The sequence below is a fragment of the Sneathiella marina genome (assembly GCF_023746535.1).
Lineage (GTDB): Bacteria > Pseudomonadota > Alphaproteobacteria > Sneathiellales > Sneathiellaceae > Sneathiella > Sneathiella marina.
The window spans coordinates 225,479-246,880 of record NZ_CP098747.1 but is presented as its reverse complement, the minus strand read 5'-3'; the positions used below and the strand labels follow the sequence as shown (position 1 = coordinate 246,880).

Sequence of the window (21,402 nt, the reverse complement as noted above, 5' to 3'; positions counted from 1 at the left end):
GAAATTATTTCACGCGAGGAGAGCGCGCCGCAAAATCATCGGCGATCGCGTCAAATGTCGTGAATTTGACGCCTGGATGACTTATAATATGATTATAAAGTCGTTCCAGCATCATCAATACATGTGGCTTACCAGAAACATCGGGATGAATTGTGAAGGTGAGGACACCATAATCCATTTCGCGATAAACCCAGTCGAATTGATCGCGCCACATTTGTTCGAGATCCCGAGGATTTACAAAACCATGACTATTCGGCGCAGCCTTTATAAACATCATTGGCGGGAGATCATCTAAATTCCAGCTACATGGAATTTCAATGAGATCTGACTCTTCTCCGCGTACCAAAGGCTTCATCCACTCTTCCGCTTTTTTGGAGTAATCAATTTTTGTCCAACTATCTCCAACGCGCACATAATAAGGAGTGAAATCTCGGTGCATGAGGGAATGGTCGTATTTTATCCCCTTTTTCAGCAATAGTTCGTTGGTAACATGAGAAAACTCCCACCAAGGAGCAACATATCCCGTTGGACGTCGTCCACAAAGATCTTCAATAAGTTGAATGGATTTATCCATTACCGCTTCTTCTTGCTCAGGTGTCATGGCAATGGGATTTTCATGGCTATAACCATGCATTCCTATTTCATGCCCAGCCGCGGCGACTGCCGCCATTTCTTTAGGGAAAGTTTCCAAAGAATGGCCAGGTACAAACCACGTGGATTTAATTCCCCAACGCTCAAACAACTCCAGAATTCTCATTGACCCCACTTCGCCGGCAAACATGCCGCGGGAAATATCACATGGGCTATCTTCCCCGCCATAGGATCCCAACCAACCGCCAACCGCATCCACATCTACCCCAAACGCGCACAAGATTTCTTTCGTCATTCTTTTTCTCCATTTTGAAGGTTATCATTTAGTCAAAACTCTTAGGCTATTGCCGAAACCGCTCATCAATATTCATGCATGGCCCAATACAACTGTTGCTCTTTGCCTACGCCATTGCATATCCACTGGCCCCCCAGGAGTAAGATTGCGTGACCGTATCGCTGTCGCGTCACTCTGCAGTCTGATCGGCTGATTATTAGAAAGCACAATGGAAAGGTAGGCATCTCGACCGACAAAATCGACCTCAGAGAGTGTCCCTTTGAGGTAGTTACAATTATCCTTGTAAATGGCTTTCTCAGAGGGAAAAACATCTATAAATTCAGATGGAATTACCAATGATACGGTCTCTCCTTTTTTACATGAGGACCTGTCAAATACCGGCATACCATCAAAACTTCCGATGTCGGTCGAAACAGCAGCATTCTCATCCAACATCGCTTCGAACCGCGCCGGAAAAATCAAGTTTGAACCCACAAATTTTGCTACAAACGGTGTTTGTGGTCTCGTATATAGCTCCAGGGGATCGGAGATTTGCTCCACCTCTCCTGCATTCATGACGACTATTCTATCGGATAGAGACAGAGCTTCCGATTGTGCATGAGTTACAAATATGAACGTAATTCCGAGACTACGTTGCAGAAGTTTAAGTTCTTCCTGAATAGATCTTCTTAGATTGGCATCCAATGCTCCAAGCGGCTCATCAAGCAGCAAAATTTCGGGCTCGATAACCAGGCTTCGCGCGAGAGCAAGGCGTTGTTTTTGCCCGCCTGAAAGTGATTCTTCCTTGGCATTTGCAACATCACCAAGATCCAGCTTTTCGAGAATGTCCCCTACTCGTTTATTGATAACATTAGTTGTCATTTTTCTGACATTGAGGCCAAATTCAATGTTTTGACGCACCGTCATATGAGGGAAAATTGCATAGTTTTGGAAAATTGTAGATGTCGGCCGTTTTTCGGTCGGAACTTTAGTAACATCCTCACCACGGATTTGAATTTTTCCAGAAGTAATGTCTTCCAGGCCGGCTATCATCCGCAGAGTTGTCGTTTTTCCACAGCCTGATGGCCCTACGAATGAGACAAACTCACCACGTTCCACCTCTAAATCGAACTCCTTTACAGCAACAGCGCCACCCGGGTACGTTTTAGAAAGTTTGATTAATTCGAGATCAAAATCGGCCATTTTATCGATCATTCCACGTCTAAATTTACAGGCAATTTCTACGCGGGAGATGGCGATAAACCATCTCCCGCATCGTTTCTTAGGCGCTTAGGAATTCGTCCCAGCGCAAAATAAGATGGTCATATTCGTCGGGCCATTGATGCCAGTAGTTTACATGAGACGCGCGTTCTTTTAGGGAACCACCATCACGTAAATCGCCATCCTTAATGCCGCGTTCTGGTGCACCAACCCAAGGCTTTCCCTCGTACCAGAATGCGTATTTGTCAGGGTCCATCGCTTCTTTGACATTTGTTGTCGGAGAGTAATACCCCTGTTCCGATACCGTTACGGCGGGGGGACCGGACAGCCAGTAATCCGCATAAGCTTCAACGGCATCAATATTCGGTGAGTTTGATATTGCCGAAATCCCGATTGCCCATCCTCGATACCCTTCTTTTGGCACGGCATACGAGCACGGAATACCTTGAGCTTTAACGGCCATTACTGCTGGTTGCCACGCGTCAGCCAAAATCATTTCGCCTGAGGCCAGTAGATTGACCAATTCGCCGAAATCGCCCCAAAGCGCTCGGAACTGGCCTTCCTTTTTCTTAGCGATAAGGAATTTGGCAGCTTCGTCTATTTCCTCGATATTTGGATTTCCTGGGTTTGGAACCTCCAGAAGACCTAGTGAATTCATGGCCAGTATCGCTTGCCCGAAAGCAATCAACGGATCAACGTTCAGTCCGGTTTTCCCTTTGAATTTAGGATCGAATAACGCAGTCCATGTATTCGCTTCCTCGGCGCTCACAAGATCCGGACGATACCCTATGGAGTCATAATTATAGACAGTTGGGACCATCCACAGTTCTGTTTTATCTGCGTCGGCCCAAATTTGGCCGGAGATTTGAGCTCGCGGCTCCATTCGCGGGTCGACTTTGGTAAATGTGTCCCGGATATTTCCCCAATTAGAAAGCTTACTTGTAGGAACAGGTCGGATTGTGCCGGTTGACGTCATCGCAGGCAATCGTTCGCCAATCGTCTCCCAAACATCGTAAGCATCTGAACCGGACAAGAGTTCCGTTTGTGTATTCGGAAAAATATCAGCTTTCCCGCTGACATCGCCAACACCGGATTTACTCTTGAAATCATTCAGTATTCGTTCCTGAACGGTGACTGAAAGGCCAACAGTGCGGAGGCTCTGGTCACCAAGATTTGCAGCGAAAGCGGACTGGCTGTTTAACAATCCCGCCCCCCCAATAACTGCTGCAGTACCGGCGCCTGCCAGTAACTGTCTGCGATTTAGTGAAAACTTGTTATTCATGTTTTATCTCCCCGTTAGTAGAGTTAAAATTGGTTATGACTGATCAGTATCTACCCACTAGCAAACCTCCATCGACGACCACGGTCTGACCAGTCATGTACCGGGCGGCGTTGGAAGCTAAAAATAAGATGACGTCGGCAATTTCTTCTGGCTGGCCGACCCTGCCCATCGGAATAAATTCCGCGGCTTTCTCTAAACCTTCCGGCCCAAGAGAATGTTGTTCGGAAAGGGTTTGAGCACTTTTGATATACCCAGGCGCGATTCCGTTCACCCGGACTCCTTCTTGCGCAAATTCTACAGCGAGCGCACGAACAAGGCCGACCACTCCAGCTTTAGCCGCGGAATAATGGGCATGTTCATCCCATCCATAAGCGACTCCCATGATCGACGAGACTGCTATGACCGAGCCTTTACCTGCCGCCCTCATAGTCGGCGCAGTTGCTCGAACGACGCGAAAAATTCCTTTAAGATCTATATCAAACGTCTCATCCCATTTTTGGTCTGTCATTTCGCCAAGTGGAACTCTATGTGCAATGCCAGCATTCCCAACCACAACGTCAAGCGCGCCCCACATCTTTTCAATTGATGCGACCAAAGCATTTACCTGCCCTGTCGATCGAACGTCCAGTTTGTTAAATTCGGCCGTACCACCAGCCTCATTAATTTCTTCAGCAACTTGATTACCTTCAGCCTTCAGGATATCGGTAACAAAAACACGGTATCCAGCGGCACCAAAAGCTTTGGCAGTCGCTCGGCCTATGCCAATTCCGGCGCCAGTAATGAGTACCGTTTTCTTTTCGCTCACTTGGTTATCTCCTCAAAGCATTACATCGCCCGAATTTGGGCCTAGAGTTTGTCCGACATAAATTCGCGCATCTTCAGAAGCCAAAAAGGCAACCGTTGCGGCAACGTCCTCAGGTTCGCCGAAGCGCCCCAGGGGCAATTCTTCCGCCTTTGTTTTCCGCCAGTCCTCCGAGAGTGAAGTCACTAGCTCAGTGTTTATTGGCCCAGGTGCGACAGCGTTTACCCGTACGCCGGTATTTGAGATTTCACGCGCCAAAGCCTTCGTAAAACCAATAATTCCAGCTTTCGCAGCTGAGTAATGGGCAAGCTCAACCCCGCCGATCTGGCCAAGCTGTGAGGCAATATTGACGATTACACCGTCCCTTGATTTACACATCGTCGGGATCGCTCGACGACAGGAAAGGAAGCAGCCGCGAAGATGAACTGACATCATCCGATCCCAGTCTTCAATTTTCATATCGACAAACGAAATCTGCTGGGCAATTCCGGCATTATTAACAAGAAGATTGCAGCTGCCCCAGGCCGCCTCACAAATCGCAAACGCCTTTTCAACATCAACCGAGGAGGCAACATCTCCTTGAACAGCCAAAGCTGTATTTCCCGCAGCAATTATTTGTTTCGCCGTTTCTTCGGCCGCCTCAATGTTGAGATCAGTAACAACTACTTTTGCCCCCTCTTCCGACAAGCGATATGCAATCGCGCGACCAATGCCTGCACCTGCGCCGGTCACGACTGCCAGTTTTTCAGATAATCTCGTCACGCAATTTCCTCCTGCAGGCCGGAGCTTTGAATTTTTGATCGGCGGACGGATAGCGCCATAAGCACGCCATAAATTGTCAAAAGAGCGAACGAAGCCAATGTGGTCAAGACACCAAAGGCAAACAGGTTTGGATGAATTTCAACAGAGAAGGTGCCATAAATGGCGATCGGCATTGTTGCCTCGGAACCACCGGTAAACAGGGTTCTTGGAAACTCGTCATAGCTCAAAGTGAAGGCAAATAACATTGAGGACAGCACTCCCGGAAAAATCATTGGAAACGTAACTTTTCGGAAAGTTTTGACCGGATTTACACCAAGCATCCATGATGCTTCTTCGAGGGTTTTATCGAAGCGATTGAATATGGCCAACATAACGAGGAAGGCAAAAGGAAACGTATAGACAACATGAAGGGCAAAGGCTGTACCCCACCATGTGCGCGCAATATCGAATTGATCAGCCACGAGTGCCATACCTAATCCGAGCAACACACCAGGCACCATCATTCCGAGGACGATGAGGTAGAAAACGACGCCAGATCCCTTGAAGTTACGACGGAAGGCTTGCGCTGATAAAGTTCCCAAAAGGGTAGCCACAACCATTGTCGCAAAAGCCAATGTCAATGAACGCAACAATGCATCACCTATGGGAAGCGGCGCGACCCTTGACGGCTCTGCAATGGAAAGCACATGCTTATACCAGAAGGTTGACCATTCGATTATGGGAAATTGCGGGCCCCCTTCCGGCCCTTGCTGGAAGCTCAAGATTGTCATGACGACAAATGGCCCATAGAGGAAAACCAGAAACAAGGCCGTAAAACAACCGAGAACCCAGCGAAGCCCATTAAGATGATACATGGCTGATCCTCATAGCTCTTTTCTAAGATTGACGATGCGGAGCAAGGCTGTGATTACCAGCGCCATCACGATAGTTAAAACGACACCAACAACAGCCGCAAATGCCCACTTCAAGGATCCAACCTGCGTTACAATTATATTTCCGAGCAAGTTTACTTTCCTTCCGGATAACGCCGCAGGCGTAGCGAATTCACCCAGTACCATTACTGAAACGAAAATCGCTCCGACTGCGACGCCAGGGAGGCTTAGGGGAAATATTATCTTGCGAAATATTGTCCAAGTTGACGCGCCAAGATCTCTAGCTGCCTCTAAAAGGCTGTGATCTATGCGGCCAAGCATGAAGGCGATGGGTCCAACCATGAACACGACATAAATCTGTACCAGACCAATGACGACTGAAAACTCTGTAAACAAAAGAACATCGATCGGCGTTGAGATCAGGCCGAATTTTTGTAGCAGTATATTTACGGCACCTTCCTTTCCAAGCATTGGCCGCCATGCCAATACGCGTATCAAGAAAGATGTCCAAAATGGGATGACACATGTCACGAGCAAAATTGTACGTAGAGTTTCGGAGCGAACGAGCTGCCCGACAAAAAGAGCGACAGGATACCCAATAACAAATGTTAGTACGAGAACAGTCAGCCAGAGTCTGCCTGTCCTAAGCAACGCGTTCACATAGGTCTCTGACGAAAAGAACGTTATCCAGGATTTCGCAGTAAGAGTGGGATTAACAGCAAAGGTTGTTTGCGTCCAAAAGCTCACATAAACCATCATCGCCAGAGGAATGACAAGAAAGAGGATCATCCAGAAAACACCGGGCGCCAACAACAGAAAATGGCTTTTCTTTCTCGCATTATTCGCTGCAGTAACTGGAGTTTCTTGGTCAAAGTTACTTACGGAGGGAGTTTTTATGTCAGTCATTGTAAACCCTCCGTCGCGCCGAACCCGCTCATAAGTTCTCCTGCTCCATCAAATAGCAGCGCCTGGTTCGGATCCCATGAAACGTAATATTCCTCTCCTTGTTGAAGGCGTCCTAGCCCCTCCTCACCAAGATGTACTTCCGCCTCAAACACGCCGACGTCAGGACATTCAAAAAAATACTTGATACGTGCGCCTTCGAATTCACTGGTGACAAATTTTGCTGATAAACCTGCTTGACCGTCATTTTGATAGGAGACCCGCATCTGGTCATATCTAATGCCGTAGTAGCGAGCTGCGCCGGCATCTCCGCGTAGTGGAAATTTATGGTCACAGTATTCAAATTTCTCTGGTCGTCCTTTGCCGGGAAACAAATTGTAAGCATTGACAAATTTTGCAACTTGGATCGAAGTCGGTTTGGTAAATATTTTCTCAGGTATATCAACTTGTCGAATACACCCATTATCCAGAACGACTACGCGATCGCCCATGGCAAGAGCTTCAGTCTCGTTTCCGGTTACATGAAGGAATGTGACTCCAAGAGCAGCTCTAATGCGGCGTAATTCTATCGCCATTCGCTCGCGAAGGTTTGCATCCAGTGCTCCCAACGGCTCATCTAGAAGACAGATTTTAGGCTCACATACAAGTGTTCGGGCGACAGATACCCTTTGCTTTTGACCGCCTGAGAGTTGACCCACTTTGCGCATTTCCAGGTCGGAGAGGCCGACGAGCTCTAGCATATCCATCACTTTTGTCCGGATCTCAGCTTCGTCGTCAAGCGGATTTAAATGGCGATACCGTAATCCGAACGCAACATTATCAAACACGGCCATATGTGGAAAAAGCGCGTATTTTTGTTGAACGAAACCCAAGTTTCGCATGTGAGCAGGCATATTTAGCAGCGCTGCATTGTCTAGAAAAACACCTCCTCTGTCAGGCTGCTCCAGACCGGCGATTAAGCGCAACAAGGTGGATTTACCTGATCCGGATGGCCCCAGCAGAGTGAGATACTCGTTCTTGTGTATATCGAGGGATAAATCCTTTATGGCGGGCTTTCCACCATATGATTTCTCCAATCCCCTCAACTCCATCATTACATCCGCCCCCAATATATTTTCACATTTTTCCCGAATCCGTTTTTTAAAAATAATGCTTTTTGTATTCAAAAGTCAATTATTATATGTATATTTTTTTCATATACTCGGTATTTGAATTTTTAATACGGTTTCCGTATACAAAAATCGTTAATTTCATTTATATTCAAATAAATTGATGTTCCGCCGTCGAAAGCTATTCTTGAATCTAATTTTCAGCCGTGAGATGTAGTGAGATGGAAAGTAAAAACGCCTCTATTACAAAACGCCCGACACCACGCTATCTCGAGATTGCCAACCTTCTTTCTAGGGCGATTGAGAGAGGCAGCCTCGAAGCTAATACGGTGCTGACAGAAGAACCTGTTGCGCGACTGTTTGACACCAGCAGAACGCCCGTTAGGAAAGCTTTTGCAGAACTTTTTGAGAACGGTGTATTACGGCAATTTGAAGGTCGTGGATATATCGTCGCGGGGAAGAACAGTAGTAATGAACCACAACGCATTACATTGACACTAAGTCATCTTGGCCTCGACGAGGTCGACAAAATTTCCAAGCAACCAAGAATTATCTCTCAGCGGATTGCCGGAGATTTTGAGAAATCCCTACTTCGTGCCCTGCCTTTTGGTGTGTACCAGATCAATGAACAAATGGCCGCGGATTATTATCAAGTTAGCCGCACTGTAATTCGCGAATTACTATCGCGGCTTAATCAGCGCGGCCTCGTAACAAAAGATGAACGTTCCCATTGGCTTATTGGCCCACTTACAACACGCGATGTGGATAATCACTACGCTATTAGAAGCAAGCTAGAGCCACTTGCCCTGTTTGAAAGTGCGCAGCTCATTTCTTCCCAGGAAATACGGGCAATGTGGGAGCGAGCTCAAGCTGTATATGATCAGGGATCATCACGAAAAAAATCTGAATGTGACGTGCTTGAAGAAGACCTCCACGTCCATCTACTTGCAAAATCAAAAAACAGTCCATTGCTAACTATGATCAGTCAAAGCCAATCAACTTTGGTCATCAACAATCTCTTTTTCTCAACTGTTGGCTCAACACCTCCCTTATCTTCTATTCGGGAGCATATCATCGTATTGGATTTCGTAATGCGAAAGGCATTTGATATGGCCGCGCAAGCCTTGGAGCAGCACATTGTTTTGGCGGCGGCCCGAAGTCGCAACCGATTAAAGACATTTTCAGTTTTTATAGAACCTGAACTACCGCAATTCCTAATTCGGCAGAAATACTAACCTATAGTACGGGTTAAAGGCCTAGGGCATAATCCCAGTGACGCACGAGATAATTATGTTCATCCATAATTGTATCCCAAACAACAACTTTCGACATTCGCTCTTCATAAGCTCCGCCTGGACGCACATCCCCTTTTTTAAAGACCGGCGCTCCAAAGGTGTTTCGAATGATTTCCCGCGCCGGTTTTCCCCCATACCAGAAATCCCATTCGGCCTTTGAAAGATAACGCCGAGATGCTTGTGGATTGGACATGTATGCACCGTTCCGGGTGGCCAGAGCGCCCGCATGCCCTTCCAACCACCAGTTCAAATATTCATAGGCCGCGTCTTTAGTTCGATCATCAAGTCGGCGAGATAATGCGATACCACCAAACCACCCACGATACCCCTCAGTTGGCGTTGCCATTGTCACAGGGATACCTTTTGCTCTTAACGCAATCAACCCGGACCACCACATGGATCCAATGATTGGCGTATTTCCATCTATCGCAGCTATTGCGTCAATCTCGTCCGCCCAAATGCTTCTAAAATGGCCTTTTGTACGATAGCGCCTTAAAACCTTTGCCAATTCGTCTATTTCTTCCAGTTCCAGATTTCCTATATCTGCTGCTTGAAATTCTTTTTTTGCGGACAGGGCCAATAATATATCAAGGCAGCCAATTGCAGCATCCCGCTGCAATACCACACGGCCTGACCATTTTGGATCCAGCAAGCAAGCCCAGCTCGTAATCTTGTCCGCCAATTCTTCCGGCACAACAAAGCTGTCTGCATTATGCACTGTTGGCAACATACTAATCTGCCCGGAAGGAGACTGACCCAATGTACCGTCCAGCTGAACATAAAGGCGTTTGCTAGGATCACCGTGCAATCCAGTGTGAGAGCTGCCAACCAACTTACCTGCTTTTGGAAGTAAGTTGATTTGCTCCCAATTGTGAATACGGCTCACGTCTATTGGACCGATGGAGTTGGCGGGCCAGATCAAATCTAAGTCGTGAAACCATTGATCATAAACATCGAAACTTTCTGGATGCATAGCGCCTTTTCTCTGCGCTTCGGTGCCATCCAAAATCGTAAATTCCAGATTTATACCCAGATCTTTCTCTGCTTCTTTTCTGATCGGTTCGATCAAAGTGACAGCAGTGCCCAGGACACGAAGTGTGGGCTTGCTTTTTTTTATGCTGGGAGCTGCAGTCAATTCGGGACACCTTCTGAAGCTGGAAAAAAGCTTTGATGTTTATTGCGTCTAAACTCACAGTACGTCAAATCATTCTTACCAATAAATGATATCTATATTCGATACTTCTATTTTCCACGGCCCAAATAACTGCAAGTATACAGTTTGAGGTTTTCGATACTCTATTTCAGCGGAATTTTGCCGGAATATCTGCAGAAGTCATTTTGTTTTGGCTTTTGCAGAATAGACTTCCCGAATAGATGTCTCTAGGATCTCCAAAGCTTCTTGAAAAATATTGTCTTCAATTGTTATTGGAGACAAGAATCTGATGACATTCCCCTGAACACCGCAAGTTAGAAGAATAAGCCCTTTCTCAAGAGCCCTGGATTTTACGGCATTAGCAAACTCTGGGCTCGGTTTTCCTGTCTTGGCGTCACTAAACTCAACTGCATTCATAAAACCCGGACCTCTTACATCCGCTATCTCTGGAACTTCCTCCCGTATCCCTTGAAGCCGCTGTTTTAATCGGTTACCAAGGATCATCGAGCGATCACAAAGATCCTCTTCCTCGATTACATCCAGAACTGCATGCGCCGCAGCAATACCAAGGGGATTTCCACCATATGTTCCACCAAGGCCGCCGGGGTTGGCAGCATCCATGACCTCCGCCTTACCGGTTACCGCTGCCAGAGGGAATCCACCTGCAAGCCCTTTCGCCATCGTGGTAAGATCTGCCGCAACACCGTGCTGTTCCATCGCAAATAACGTACCTGTTCTGGCAAATCCCGTTTGGATTTCATCGGCGATCAGCAAAATTCCGTGCTCGTCACATAGCTCTCTCAGGGATTCAAAGAAACCGCTCGGCACTTCGTAGAAACCGCCTTCACCCTGTACCGGCTCCAAAATGATTGCGGCTACTCGCGATGGATCTACATCGGCTTTAAATAATGTTTCCAAGGCAGCCAGAGACTGCTCAACTGATACGCCATGTAATTCGATGGGAAAAGGTACATGGTAAACATCACCTGGCATTGCTCCGAAACCAGCCTTGTAGGGAAACACCTTCCCTGTCAGGGCCATTCCCATAAAGGTACGGCCATGAAAACCGCCCGAAAAGGAGACGATCGCTGTGCGCCCTGTCGCAGCCCGCGCGATCTTGATCGCGTTTTCTACGGCTTCGGCGCCGGTAGTTACAAAGACAGTTTTCTTATCAAAGTCTCCATGTACCAGTTTATTCAATCGCTCGGCCAGGTGGACATAGTTTGAATAGGGCACAACTTGATGACATGTATGCGTGAAATGATCCAACTGCCTCTTCACCGCCTCAATTACTTTTGGATGGCGGTGGCCGGTGTTAACGACAGCGATCCCGGCGGCAAAATCAATATATCGATTACCCTCTATATCCCAAATCTCAGCATTTTCTGCTCGTTCAGCATAAATTTGAGTCATCATGCCAACACCCTGGGCTATCGCTTCATTTTTTCGGATTTGCATGGTTGCATTGTCAGTCATTTTACTAACTCTCTTCGTCTAATAGTGTTTTTGAAGTAAATTTCGATGGGTAATTCCAATACGTCTGCACGCATTCGGCTGCGATTTTCTCACCATATTTTTCCAGGGGCTACGAGAACTTCCCTTTGATCTACGGCCAAATTCCAAAGAGCAATGTATCGACAGCGTAATTACTTTTTGCCTCACATGAGCCGATATCTTCCCCGCTCCTCAAAAATTTCCCAACCCGTGTGTCATTCTCCCAATAAATCCCATATTACGAATGCTGGTATTTATATTTAATCTATTTTAGATTGTATTTTTTATGGTTAGTCGTACCAGTCCTTTGGATAATCAAATAGAGGTGCGAAGTTTATTTTCGGCCGCTAATTAAGTAATCACATCTCGAATTCCTTCAATCAGTGCCGATCTTTCACGGCGCGCTGCAAGGGCGGTATGCATGTTGACCTTCACAAATTTTGTTGGTGTATGCGGTTGTAATTGACCAATTAAATCCATATCGGCCGATATCACGGCGCCGATGGTGAAAAATCCACCTCCCGATACAGCATCACGGTGAAGAATAATTGGTTCGGTACCGCCCGGGATCTGAATCGAACCATAAGGATAACAGGAATCAGTAATGTTCGATGGATCGGAGCCCGCACCAAAAGGTTGTTTCCTCTCAACAAACTCTATAGGAGTGCCGCCCTGAAACCTGTACCCCATGCGATCTGCTTCAGAGGCAACTTTCCAGGTTTCTGAAAAAAAACGTTCTCCTGCTGCATCCGTCAAGCGGTGCCAATACAAGCCTGGGAGGACCCTCAATTCTACCGGATTTCCAGGAGTGCGGCGAAGTTCTTTTGGAAGTGTAGTGCCCTCCGCTATGGACCCTCGGCTCGCCCCAATCGGCAATACATCACCCGGCGCGATAGCACGGCCTTCAACTCCTCCCAAGGCGCCAATGGCGTAGGTCGACCGACTTCCTAGTGCTGGAGCTGTGTCGATCCCCCCGGAAACCGCTATATACGCACGGGCTCCGGATCGCAAATAGTCAAATGTGAGAATTTGCCCGGATTTTACTTTTATGGTTGTCCAGGTTTCCATTGTCTCGCCATCGAGTTTTGGAGGTAGTTCTCCCCCTGTAACTGCAATGAGCGCATCTTCCGTGAATTCCAGTTCTGGACCGATAAAAACGGCTTCGAGTGCCGCGGCACCTTCGTCGTTACCGACAAGCAAATTGGCAGCACGTAAAGCCAAGCGATCCATCGCACCCCCCATGGGAATTCCAAGGTGGTAGTAACCCGGCCGGCCCAGGTCCTGTATTGTTACCGATAGTCCTGCTGTTTTAACGTTAATTGGCATAGAGAATTTCCTCCAGCTTGGTATTTGTTCCCTCGATATCTTTGTTGAAATCGTCGAGAGAAAATACGACCTCCCTGATCCGGGGCTCAAAGGTTCCGGCGTCCACTTCTGCAAGCGCCTGGTCGTATTCCTCGCGGTTTATGGGTTTCCATTTTACGATGTCGCCGGGTTTAAAAAACACCATAAAATCTTTCAGATAACTAGTCTTCTGTTCGGGGTCGAAAATGGGCATGGGTGTAATCCCAAACATTTGATATCCCCCCGCTCCGCGCACCGAATAGATACAAGAAAAACAGCCGCCATATCCGACAGTGAGCTTCGGAGTATCTGTTCGGGGGCTAAGGTATTTTGGAACCTGAATCTGTTTTTCCCGCTCAACCATCTGATAGAGGAATGGCAAACCGGAGACGAACCCGACCATGGAAACAAACCAGGGCGAGCCAGCATGGGCGGCAATGAAGCTCTCGACAGTATCATACCCATTAATCCGGGCTGAATATTCAAGGTCCGTCACCGTCGGATCCTGGTGACGCTCCCGGAACCGCATTAGTGTCTCGTTTGTCCAGGGGTCTTGATAGAACACAGGTATTTCTATGATCCGTGTATTCAATACAGCGTCAGATAAATCCGCATTCTGCTCAATACGTTTCAGTTCAGTCAGAAGATCGTCTGGGTGAATCAAGTCAGGGTTAAATTTGATCTGAAAGGAGGCATTTGCAGGACAAATTTCTGTAACCCCCTTAATCTCCGTATCACGCACAGCGTTTGTTATTGAGAGCGATTTAAAAAAAGCTTCCAGCGACATCTCCTCGCTGATTTCCACAAAGATATGTTCGTCGCCTCCGAACGTGAATCTTGTCGTCATTTTTCATTGTCTCCTATGCTTGCAAGCTTTGCTTCATTGGTCTCAAGCCATGGCTCCAGCCAGTTAGTGTGGATATTGCCCGACCGAACTTCTTCGGCTTCAGCCAATAGCAGGAATAGCGGTGTTGTGGTTTTCAACTCACCAAAATTCAATTCGGCGACTGCGCGTTTCAGTCGGGTAATTGCCGAGCTTCTGCTTTCTGCGTGAACAATCAATTTGCCCAGTAACGAGTCATAGAAAGGAGGGATCTGGTATCCATGATAGAGCATATGATCAAACCGTACGCCCGGCCCGCCCGGGATACGTAAATCATCAACAACGCCAGGAAACGGCATGAAATTGTTGGCGGGATCTTCAGCATTGATCCGAACCTCGATTGAATGGCCCCGCACCACGATTTCCTCTTGTTTGATTGACAACGGTTCTCCGCCAGCGATTTGAATCATCTCAGCGACGAGATCAATTCCGGTAATACTCTCTGTTACAGGATGTTCAACTTGAATACGGGTATTCATTTCAATGAAAAAGAATCTACCGCTTTCATCGTCATAGAGAAATTCAACGGTTCCGGCACCACGATACCCGACAGCTCGCGCCAACGCCACAGCCGAAGAGCACAGTTTTTCCCGAACGTCCTCTGACAACGCGGAAGAGGGAGCCTCCTCCCACACTTTCTGCCGCCGCCGCTGCAAGGTGCATTCCCGTTCATAACAGTGAATGAAATCGGTGCCATCACCAAGTATCTGAACCTCAATGTGACGAGCGAGCGCGATCAGCTTTTCCATGTAGAGACCGCCATCACCAAAAGCTGCAGCTGCTTCCGCAGATGCTTGCGGGGCGAGCTCAGCAAATTCTTCAGCAGTTTCTGCAACACGAATACCACGTCCTCCTCCGCCTGCAGTTGCTTTGATCATTACCGGATAGCCAATCTGTTCCGCCAGATCCGCCGCTTCATCCATATCTGTAATAATACCATCACTGCCCGGTACGGTTGGAACGCCCGCATTTTCCGCGGCTCTACGTGCAGAGGCTTTGTCACCCATGGTGCGTATCATATCGCCTGTGGGTCCGACAAAAGAGATACCGGCGGCTTCCACTGCATCAGCGAAATCCGCATTTTCCGCTAGAAAACCATACCCTGGATGGATGCCATCTGCCCCAGTATCTTTTGCAGCCTTCAACACGGCGTCGGCATTTAGATAAGATTTTTTGGCCGCCGGTGGACCGATCTCAACGGCTTCATCCGCCATCTGAACTGCTAAAGAGGTGGCGTCAGCGATGCTGTAAACCTGAACGGTTTTGATGCCAAGATCCTGCGCGGCTCGTATTATGCGCACGGCGATCTCGCCGCGATTTGCAATAAGTAATTTGGTGATAGCCATAATACGTTCCGATTAACCTTCCACGACCACGAGCACTTGGCCCGCCATGACGGGGTCTTCCGTCTCGACTTGAAATTCCACAATTATTCCCTCGAATTCAGACGTGACGGGCGTGAAGGTTTTCATTACTTCAATTAGCCCGATCACATCCCCTTTGGAGACATTATCGCCGACTTCCTTGTAGTTGGGCTCTTCCGGTGATGGTCTTCGATAGTAAACACCGGGAAGCGGTGCGCGAATTTCAGAATTTGCCATTCTTCATTTCTCCTTTATGGAATGGTTGGAAATACGTCAGTTGATCTCCAGATGATCTTCCAGCGCGGCCCACAGCGCTTTCGCTGTCTTCAAGACGCCCGGCGTGTCCGAATGAATGCAGATGGTTTCGGCTTTGACCGGAACTTCCTTGCCGTTCAAACTGACCACGATGCCGTCAGTTACTGCCCTCAAGGCTTTCGCGCTTACATCATCCGCATCAACTGCATGATGCTCTCTCGTAATCAAAAGATTACCAGCATCATCATAATCAAGATCAGCAAAGAATTCCGCGCGAAATTTCAAACCGCGTTGCGTATAAATTTCTTCGTGCAATGTTCCGCTTAACCCAAATATCGGCACGTCGTAAAATTCCGCCGCATCGCTAATCGCATGGGCAATATGCTCATCACGCGCAGCCATGCCATATAGTGCGCCATGCGGCTTCAAATGGTTCAATTTTACGCCTGACATGTCGAGAAATGCTTTAAGTGCACCAATTTGATAGATGACAATATTGGCCATCTCGGCCCGCTCGATCTTCATTTCCCGTCGGCCAAACCCGGCTAAATCTGGAAGCGAAAAATGAGCGCCAACTTTTACATTATGGCTTTTTGCCAACTCTACTGTACTGCGCATATGATTTGGATCGGAACCATGAAATCCGCAAGCAACATTTGCCTCTGTAACATAGGGCATGATGGCTTCATCCTCGCCCATCTTGTAGAGACTGAAACTTTCGCCCATATCGCAATTGATGTTTACTGCCATTTTTTTTCCTTTTAATCCTTTAGTGATGCAACATAGCGAAGCCTGACTTGGTCGGCGATTACAGCCAGGATCAGCAACGAACCTAGAACAACGGTTTGGAGGTAAGATTCCATACGGGCGAGGTTCATGCCATTCTGTACCAAGCCAATGAAAATTGCGCCCAAGATGACATTTTCAAGGCGCCCAACGCCGCCACGCAGGCTCACTCCGGCAATCACGCATGCGGCAATGGATTGCAAGGGCATCGACGCTCCAATATTGGCTTCCCCCGTATCTAATCTTGCGGTCAACAACATGCCCGCCAATGCTGCCATTAAAGCGCATAAAATATACGTCATGAGCAGAGTTTTTCGGGTACTGATACCGGATAATTTCGCCGCTTTTATGTTGCCGCCAACCGCATAGAAATAGCGGCCGGACTTCGTTCGATACAAATAAAAATAGAGCAGTAACGCGATCAGAACGGCGGCATAAATTGGCGCATGTATTCCGAATAAGGTGCCAAAGCCAAAAATGTTCCCAAATGCTTCTGGCATTCCATACACGGGCGTCCCACCAGTTAGGAACAGGGCGAGGCCAAAGCCTACTGATGCCATGCCCAAAGACATCATGAAAGGCGATACACCAAAAAAAGCAACGCCGACGCCATTGAATACACCGATAAAGGTTCCCGCTGCGATCCCGGCAAGACATCCGAGTATAATTGCCAGCCATATGGCATCGGGCATCGCTGCATACACACTTGCCATGACTGTCGCACCCACTACAGACGTTAGGGCAAGAATTGTTCCGACAGAAAGATCAAATCCACCGGTAAGCAACGCAAGCATTTGCCCCATGGAAACAATCGTCAAGTAAACAGACTGTCGCAATACGTTCATTAAATTACGCCCTGTCAGAAAGTTGTCCGAGAGCGAAGCGAATACAATGACGGCGATAAGCAACAGGAAAGGCAATATGCCCAGCCGGACGAATATTTTCTTGAGTATATCAGCAGGTGAAATCCTCGTTTTTGGCATTGTTTCGGTTTGGTTGGACATTTACGCCGCCTCCCGCTCAAAGAAATATGACAATACATTTGTCTCCGTAATTTCTTCGCCTTTAAGCTCCGCCTGAATCTGGCCCTGATAAAACACATATGCGCGATTGGTCAGGTTGAGGATTTCAGGCAAATCTGATGAAATAAGAAGTATGGCCGTACCATCATTGGCAAGCTTGGCTATAAATTCATATATGGCAGCTCGCGTGCCGACATCGACACCGACTGTTGGTTCGTCAAATACAACAAGATTAAACTCTCGCGTTAAGCTGCGTGCCAACATCAGTTTCTGCTGGTTTCCGCCTGAGAAGAAGCCAGCATCTCGTTCCACCCGATTTGGAGAAAGGTTTAACTGTTTAGCCAGCGCCTTGACGACTTTTGCTTCTTTTTTCCTGTTTAACATCCAGCCGTTTGAGAAGGGCGGGATATCCAGTGATGCAATACTTATGTTTTCCCGGGCCGAACGCATCATCATTAAACCGTCATTCCGGCGGTCGGAGGGGAGATACATAAATCCGCGCTTGAGCATATCCTTGGTTTTTGGTCTGGTTATCTTCTCGCCGTTAAATATGATTGAACCGCTTTCAATATCGAAAGCACCGAAGCAGGCTTTCGCAAATTTGGATTTACCGGACCCGACAAGGCCAGCAAAGCCTACGATTTCACCTTTTCGGACCGTAATTGAAGCGCCTTTGACAGAGCCACCTACTGTATGGAGATCCTTCACCTCCAGGGCAACCTCGCCTGGATTATAGGCAATCTTTGGAAATATCTGTCCGACGACACGCCCGGTCATAAGGCGCACAAGCTCGTCGTCATCTGTTGTCTTGGCATCAACTGTGTCAATATACTTGCCGTCACGCAAAATAGTGATCCGGTCACCAATCTCGCGTATTTCCGCCATGCGATGGGTTATGTAAATTATACCGACATTCTGACTTTTCAATTTGCCAATCAATCTGAATAACTGATCTGTTTCATGGTTCGTCAGAGATGCCGTTGGCTCATCCAAGATAAGCACGGAAAGATCCGATCTAAAGGCTTTTGCAATCTCCACCATCTGTTGTTCTGCGCGCGTCAAATGGTCAATTCGCTTGTCGGAAGGCAACTGAAAGTCGAGGCTTGAAAGGATTTCTTCTGCTGCTTTTTTTTGTGCCGCGGAATTTAGCATCCCATGTGTTGTTGGCTCGGCTCCCAAGAACAGGTTCTCCGCCACCGTCATTTGCGGAATAAGCGAAAATTCTTGAAAAACAGCGCTGATACCCAATTCCCGCGCTTTATGAACACTACTTAGTTCAACTAATTCTCCATTGAACCGAATGTTGCCTGATGTCGGTGTATTGGCGCCAGCGAGCATGGAAATCAACGTTGATTTCCCTGCACCATTCTCTCCGAACAGGATGTGAACCTCTCCAGCCTTAAGGTCGAAATTCATACCGTCCAATGCGCGAATACCCGGATAGTCTTTCGTTAATCCATCAGTTTTGAGGAGAGGATACGCATCACCGGGATGCGTATCCTTTTCAAGCCGATGATCGGGAGTTGTTGCGGCTTGCGGGTTCATCGTTATTCAACCGTGAAGATAGGTGAGAAGCCTTTTGGCGCCAATGTAGACGAGGCGTCAAAGTCCTTTAGATTGTCACCATCAACCACGTAAAGCGCTGGCCCTACATGCTTCTCATAGGGTTTGCCTTCCAATGCACGAACGGCGATATCAACTGCAATCCGACCTTGAAGAACAGTGGAATCAGTCGGTGCGGCGACAATTTGACCACGGCGAAGACCTTGCTCGACACCTGGCGTAAAATAGTAGGACGCGACTTTGACCTGGCCTGTCAGATCTCTCGATCGAAGAATGGGGATAGCCGCTTCTGCAGTCACGGCAGTTCCCACTACATAAGCAAGATCCGGATGGGCTTCCAAGGTATCTTCGACCAGTTTCGCCTGAACTTCTTTACCCGTATCGCCATATTTGGTTTCAACAAGTTCAATATCACTGCCGGCTATTGCCCCCGTAAATCCAGAGTTACCCGCTTCTACCCAACCTGCACCGGAGGGTCCAGGGAACCAGGCGACTTTTACCTTGCCACTACCAGCAGGATGTTGTTTTGCGAGATATTCACCTGTCTTCGCACCCATTTCACCAAATGAGACAAGAGATTTTGCAGTCAGCTCAGGAGAAGAGATGCCATTAATAACATCAATGACGGGAATATTCTTTGCCCGAATTTCCTTGATAACGTTATTCAGGCCATCTGCAGATATCGCACCGATAATGACAGCGTCGGCACCTGAGGCTACACAGTCTTCCAACTGAGAAATCTGTTTGTTAAGTTCAGTATACCCGCCCGCTTCGACAACCTGCATCTTAACGCCTAGGCGTTTGGCTTCTTCCGTGACACCATAATCGACGCCTAACCAATAGGCATCTTTCATATGCGGAAACGAAACACATAAATCCCAAGGCTTGGCTGCTTTTTCAAGGGGTGTGTAATTGATGTCCCTGCGGGGACTATTCATATCGAATGCCGGTTCCCAAACCTGTACTTGCACTGGAAACCAATCCGCGGCGAATGCCGGCGCCGTGATCGCTGCTGCGACCACCGCTGTAGCCATAAGACCATAAGTAAGTCTCTTCATTGTTTTATCCTTTTCCCTGTTTGTTGAACGAGTACGTCTCAATTGCAGCCTCTTTAGTAAAGTCATGCAAAAGAGCAGCCCCGTTTCTTACGAGGTTAATTAGGACATCTAATTGTAATATTGTAAAATATGATTTTAAATATATTAATATTAATATTTATGATATAAGAAATGCTGGATAGACTCAGAAAAGCCCGACCTTGACAGGTAACAAATATGCGATTTAATTATTTAATTACAATATGTTAGTTATGTACATATTTGAAATATTAGATAGATAACGGGCAATATTTTACAATAATATTGCTTTGCGGTATTTTCGATTTTGAAATAATGAGTATTGGAAAATATGATGGAACCTTCTTTACGTCACATAAGATACTTCATTGCCACGGCAAATGCCGGGCAGATTTCAAGGGCGGCGAAGGATATTAATGTATCCCAGTCGGCCATCACAACTGCGATTAAAGCGTTGGAAGAAATAGTTGGAACAACGTTATTTGAGCGTCATTCCAGTGGGGTCTCGTTAACCTATGAGGGAAACCTCTTTCTCGACCATGCCCGTCATATTGTGGAGTCTGTGGAAGAGGCAATTCGAATTCCTCGGCGCATCCGGGAGGATGTGAAAGGATCAATCAATCTCGCTGTCACTTATACCATTGCGGGCTATTTCGTCCCCCCATTCGTTTCCAGGTTTTCCAGGGCATTTCCAAATGTGCGCATTCATATCTCTGAGGCCGACAGGCCAAATATAGAAGAGGGGTTGATCGCTGGCGGATTTGATCTGGCCGTTATGCTGACATCCAACATTGTGAATCATGAAGAGCTCTCACACGATATTCTTGTGAAATCTCGTAGACGGCTTTGGGTAGATGCCCATCATAAATTTCTGAAGCAACCATCAGTAACCCTACAAGACATATCCAGTGAACCCTATATCATGTTGACCGTCGACGAGGCGAGTAATACGGCTCAGCGTTACTGGAATAAAACTTCATACAAACCCAATGTCTTCTTCCGGACATTATCCGTTGAAGCGGTGCGTAGCATGGTTGCCAGTGGCATGGGCATCTCCATACTTTCAGACATGGTTTACCGGCCCTGGTCTCTGGAAGGACGCAGGGTAGAAACCCTTGAAGTCGCGGACGGTGTTCCCACAATGGATATTGGTCTGGCCTGGTTGCGCAACCATACACATAACGAGGCGGCCAAAGCGTTCATTGAATTCATGCATATGAGCACCGGAACCGGGCAATCTCACAACTTTATCGGCAATGAAAACCGGCCTGCATTTGGTAAATAGATCAAATTTCCTTGTTAGTTTTTCAGGCGGATCAACATTGTGCATGCCATCCAGAACCCTCTTCAT

General features: G+C 47.4%; 20 protein-coding genes. 2 read left to right on the top strand and 18 right to left on the bottom strand.

The features are described from left to right. Positions 1–4 precede the first annotated feature (4 nt). From NBZ79_RS01275 to NBZ79_RS01240, 8 genes are all read right to left on the bottom strand, one after another. Entirely contained in the window at positions 5–886 is an 882-nt protein-coding gene (locus NBZ79_RS01275) for a polysaccharide deacetylase family protein (RefSeq protein WP_251934733.1), read from the bottom strand. A 72-nt stretch (positions 887–958) separates the two neighbouring features. Beyond that, a complete protein-coding gene (locus NBZ79_RS01270; RefSeq protein ID WP_251934732.1) occupies positions 959–2,068 on the bottom strand; it encodes an ABC transporter ATP-binding protein in 1,110 nt (369 codons plus the stop codon). Between the two features lie 79 nt (positions 2,069–2,147). After that, positions 2,148–3,368 (bottom strand): ABC transporter substrate-binding protein, encoded by a 1,221-nt coding sequence (locus NBZ79_RS01265; RefSeq protein WP_251934731.1) that lies wholly within the window; start codon positions 3,366–3,368, stop codon positions 2,148–2,150. 43 nt (positions 3,369–3,411) lie between these two features. After that, positions 3,412–4,173, bottom strand: a complete 762-nt coding sequence (locus NBZ79_RS01260; RefSeq protein WP_251934730.1) for an SDR family NAD(P)-dependent oxidoreductase — start codon at positions 4,171–4,173, stop codon at positions 3,412–3,414. Between the two features lie 12 nt (positions 4,174–4,185). After that, positions 4,186–4,932 carry an SDR family NAD(P)-dependent oxidoreductase gene (locus NBZ79_RS01255; RefSeq protein WP_251934729.1) on the bottom strand — a complete coding sequence of 249 codons (747 nt, stop codon included), beginning with the start codon at positions 4,930–4,932 and terminating at the stop codon, positions 4,186–4,188. Further along, on the bottom strand, positions 4,929–5,786 hold the full coding sequence (locus NBZ79_RS01250) for an ABC transporter permease (RefSeq protein WP_251934728.1): 858 nt from the start codon (positions 5,784–5,786) through the stop codon (positions 4,929–4,931). Before NBZ79_RS01250 ends, NBZ79_RS01255 begins: the two co-directional genes overlap by 4 nt. 9 nt (positions 5,787–5,795) lie before the next feature. After that, positions 5,796–6,710 carry an ABC transporter permease gene (locus tag NBZ79_RS01245; protein WP_251934727.1) on the bottom strand — a complete coding sequence of 305 codons (915 nt, stop codon included), beginning with the start codon at positions 6,708–6,710 and terminating at the stop codon, positions 5,796–5,798. Further along, positions 6,707–7,801 carry an ABC transporter ATP-binding protein gene (locus NBZ79_RS01240; RefSeq protein ID WP_251934726.1) on the bottom strand — a complete coding sequence of 365 codons (1,095 nt, stop codon included), beginning with the start codon at positions 7,799–7,801 and terminating at the stop codon, positions 6,707–6,709. The genes NBZ79_RS01245 and NBZ79_RS01240 overlap by 4 nt, the downstream gene beginning before the upstream one ends. Positions 7,802–8,037: 236 nt before the next feature. Between NBZ79_RS01240 and NBZ79_RS01235 the strand changes: the two genes are divergently transcribed. Further along, positions 8,038–9,051: a GntR family transcriptional regulator gene (locus tag NBZ79_RS01235; RefSeq protein ID WP_251934724.1), complete on the top strand. Its 1,014-nt coding sequence runs from the start codon at positions 8,038–8,040 to the stop codon at positions 9,049–9,051. Positions 9,052–9,064: 13 nt separating this feature from the next. On the opposite strand, the gene NBZ79_RS01230 is transcribed toward NBZ79_RS01235, so the two are convergent. The 10 genes from NBZ79_RS01230 to torT form a co-directional block, all read right to left on the bottom strand. Further along, positions 9,065–10,246 carry an ABC transporter substrate-binding protein gene (locus tag NBZ79_RS01230; protein WP_251934723.1) on the bottom strand — a complete coding sequence of 394 codons (1,182 nt, stop codon included), beginning with the start codon at positions 10,244–10,246 and terminating at the stop codon, positions 9,065–9,067. A 198-nt stretch (positions 10,247–10,444) separates the two neighbouring features. Continuing rightward, entirely contained in the window at positions 10,445–11,740 is a 1,296-nt protein-coding gene (locus tag NBZ79_RS01225; protein ID WP_251934722.1) for a 4-aminobutyrate--2-oxoglutarate transaminase, read from the bottom strand. A gap of 369 nt (positions 11,741–12,109) precedes the next feature. Next, a complete protein-coding gene (locus tag NBZ79_RS01220) occupies positions 12,110–13,084 on the bottom strand; it encodes a 5-oxoprolinase subunit C family protein (protein ID WP_251934720.1) in 975 nt (324 codons plus the stop codon). Continuing rightward, positions 13,074–13,949: a 5-oxoprolinase subunit B family protein gene (locus NBZ79_RS01215; protein WP_251934719.1), complete on the bottom strand. Its 876-nt coding sequence runs from the start codon at positions 13,947–13,949 to the stop codon at positions 13,074–13,076. The genes NBZ79_RS01220 and NBZ79_RS01215 overlap by 11 nt, the downstream gene beginning before the upstream one ends. Continuing rightward, positions 13,946–15,331, bottom strand: a complete 1,386-nt coding sequence (locus NBZ79_RS01210) for an acetyl-CoA carboxylase biotin carboxylase subunit (RefSeq protein WP_251934717.1) — start codon at positions 15,329–15,331, stop codon at positions 13,946–13,948. The genes NBZ79_RS01215 and NBZ79_RS01210 overlap by 4 nt, the downstream gene beginning before the upstream one ends. Positions 15,332–15,343: 12 nt before the next feature. Next, the gene (locus NBZ79_RS01205) at positions 15,344–15,586 is read right to left on the bottom strand and encodes an acetyl-CoA carboxylase (protein WP_251934715.1); all 243 of its coding nucleotides are present in this window, start codon (positions 15,584–15,586) and stop codon (positions 15,344–15,346) included. Positions 15,587–15,622: 36 nt separating this feature from the next. Further along, on the bottom strand, positions 15,623–16,354 hold the full coding sequence (gene pxpA, locus NBZ79_RS01200) for a 5-oxoprolinase subunit PxpA (RefSeq protein ID WP_251934714.1): 732 nt from the start codon (positions 16,352–16,354) through the stop codon (positions 15,623–15,625). Positions 16,355–16,365: 11 nt separating this feature from the next. Further along, on the bottom strand, positions 16,366–17,394 hold the full coding sequence (locus tag NBZ79_RS01195; RefSeq protein ID WP_251934712.1) for an ABC transporter permease: 1,029 nt from the start codon (positions 17,392–17,394) through the stop codon (positions 16,366–16,368). Then, positions 17,395–18,957 (bottom strand): sugar ABC transporter ATP-binding protein, encoded by a 1,563-nt coding sequence (locus tag NBZ79_RS01190; RefSeq protein WP_251934710.1) that lies wholly within the window; start codon positions 18,955–18,957, stop codon positions 17,395–17,397. A 2-nt stretch (positions 18,958–18,959) separates the two neighbouring features. After that, positions 18,960–20,033 (bottom strand): TMAO reductase system periplasmic protein TorT, encoded by a 1,074-nt coding sequence (torT, locus tag NBZ79_RS01185; RefSeq protein WP_251934708.1) that lies wholly within the window; start codon positions 20,031–20,033, stop codon positions 18,960–18,962. A 349-nt stretch (positions 20,034–20,382) separates the two neighbouring features. Between torT and NBZ79_RS01180 the strand changes: the two genes are divergently transcribed. Next, positions 20,383–21,336, top strand: coding sequence for a LysR substrate-binding domain-containing protein (locus NBZ79_RS01180; RefSeq protein ID WP_251934706.1), 954 nt, complete (start codon positions 20,383–20,385; stop codon positions 21,334–21,336). Positions 21,337–21,402: the final 66 nt, after the last annotated feature.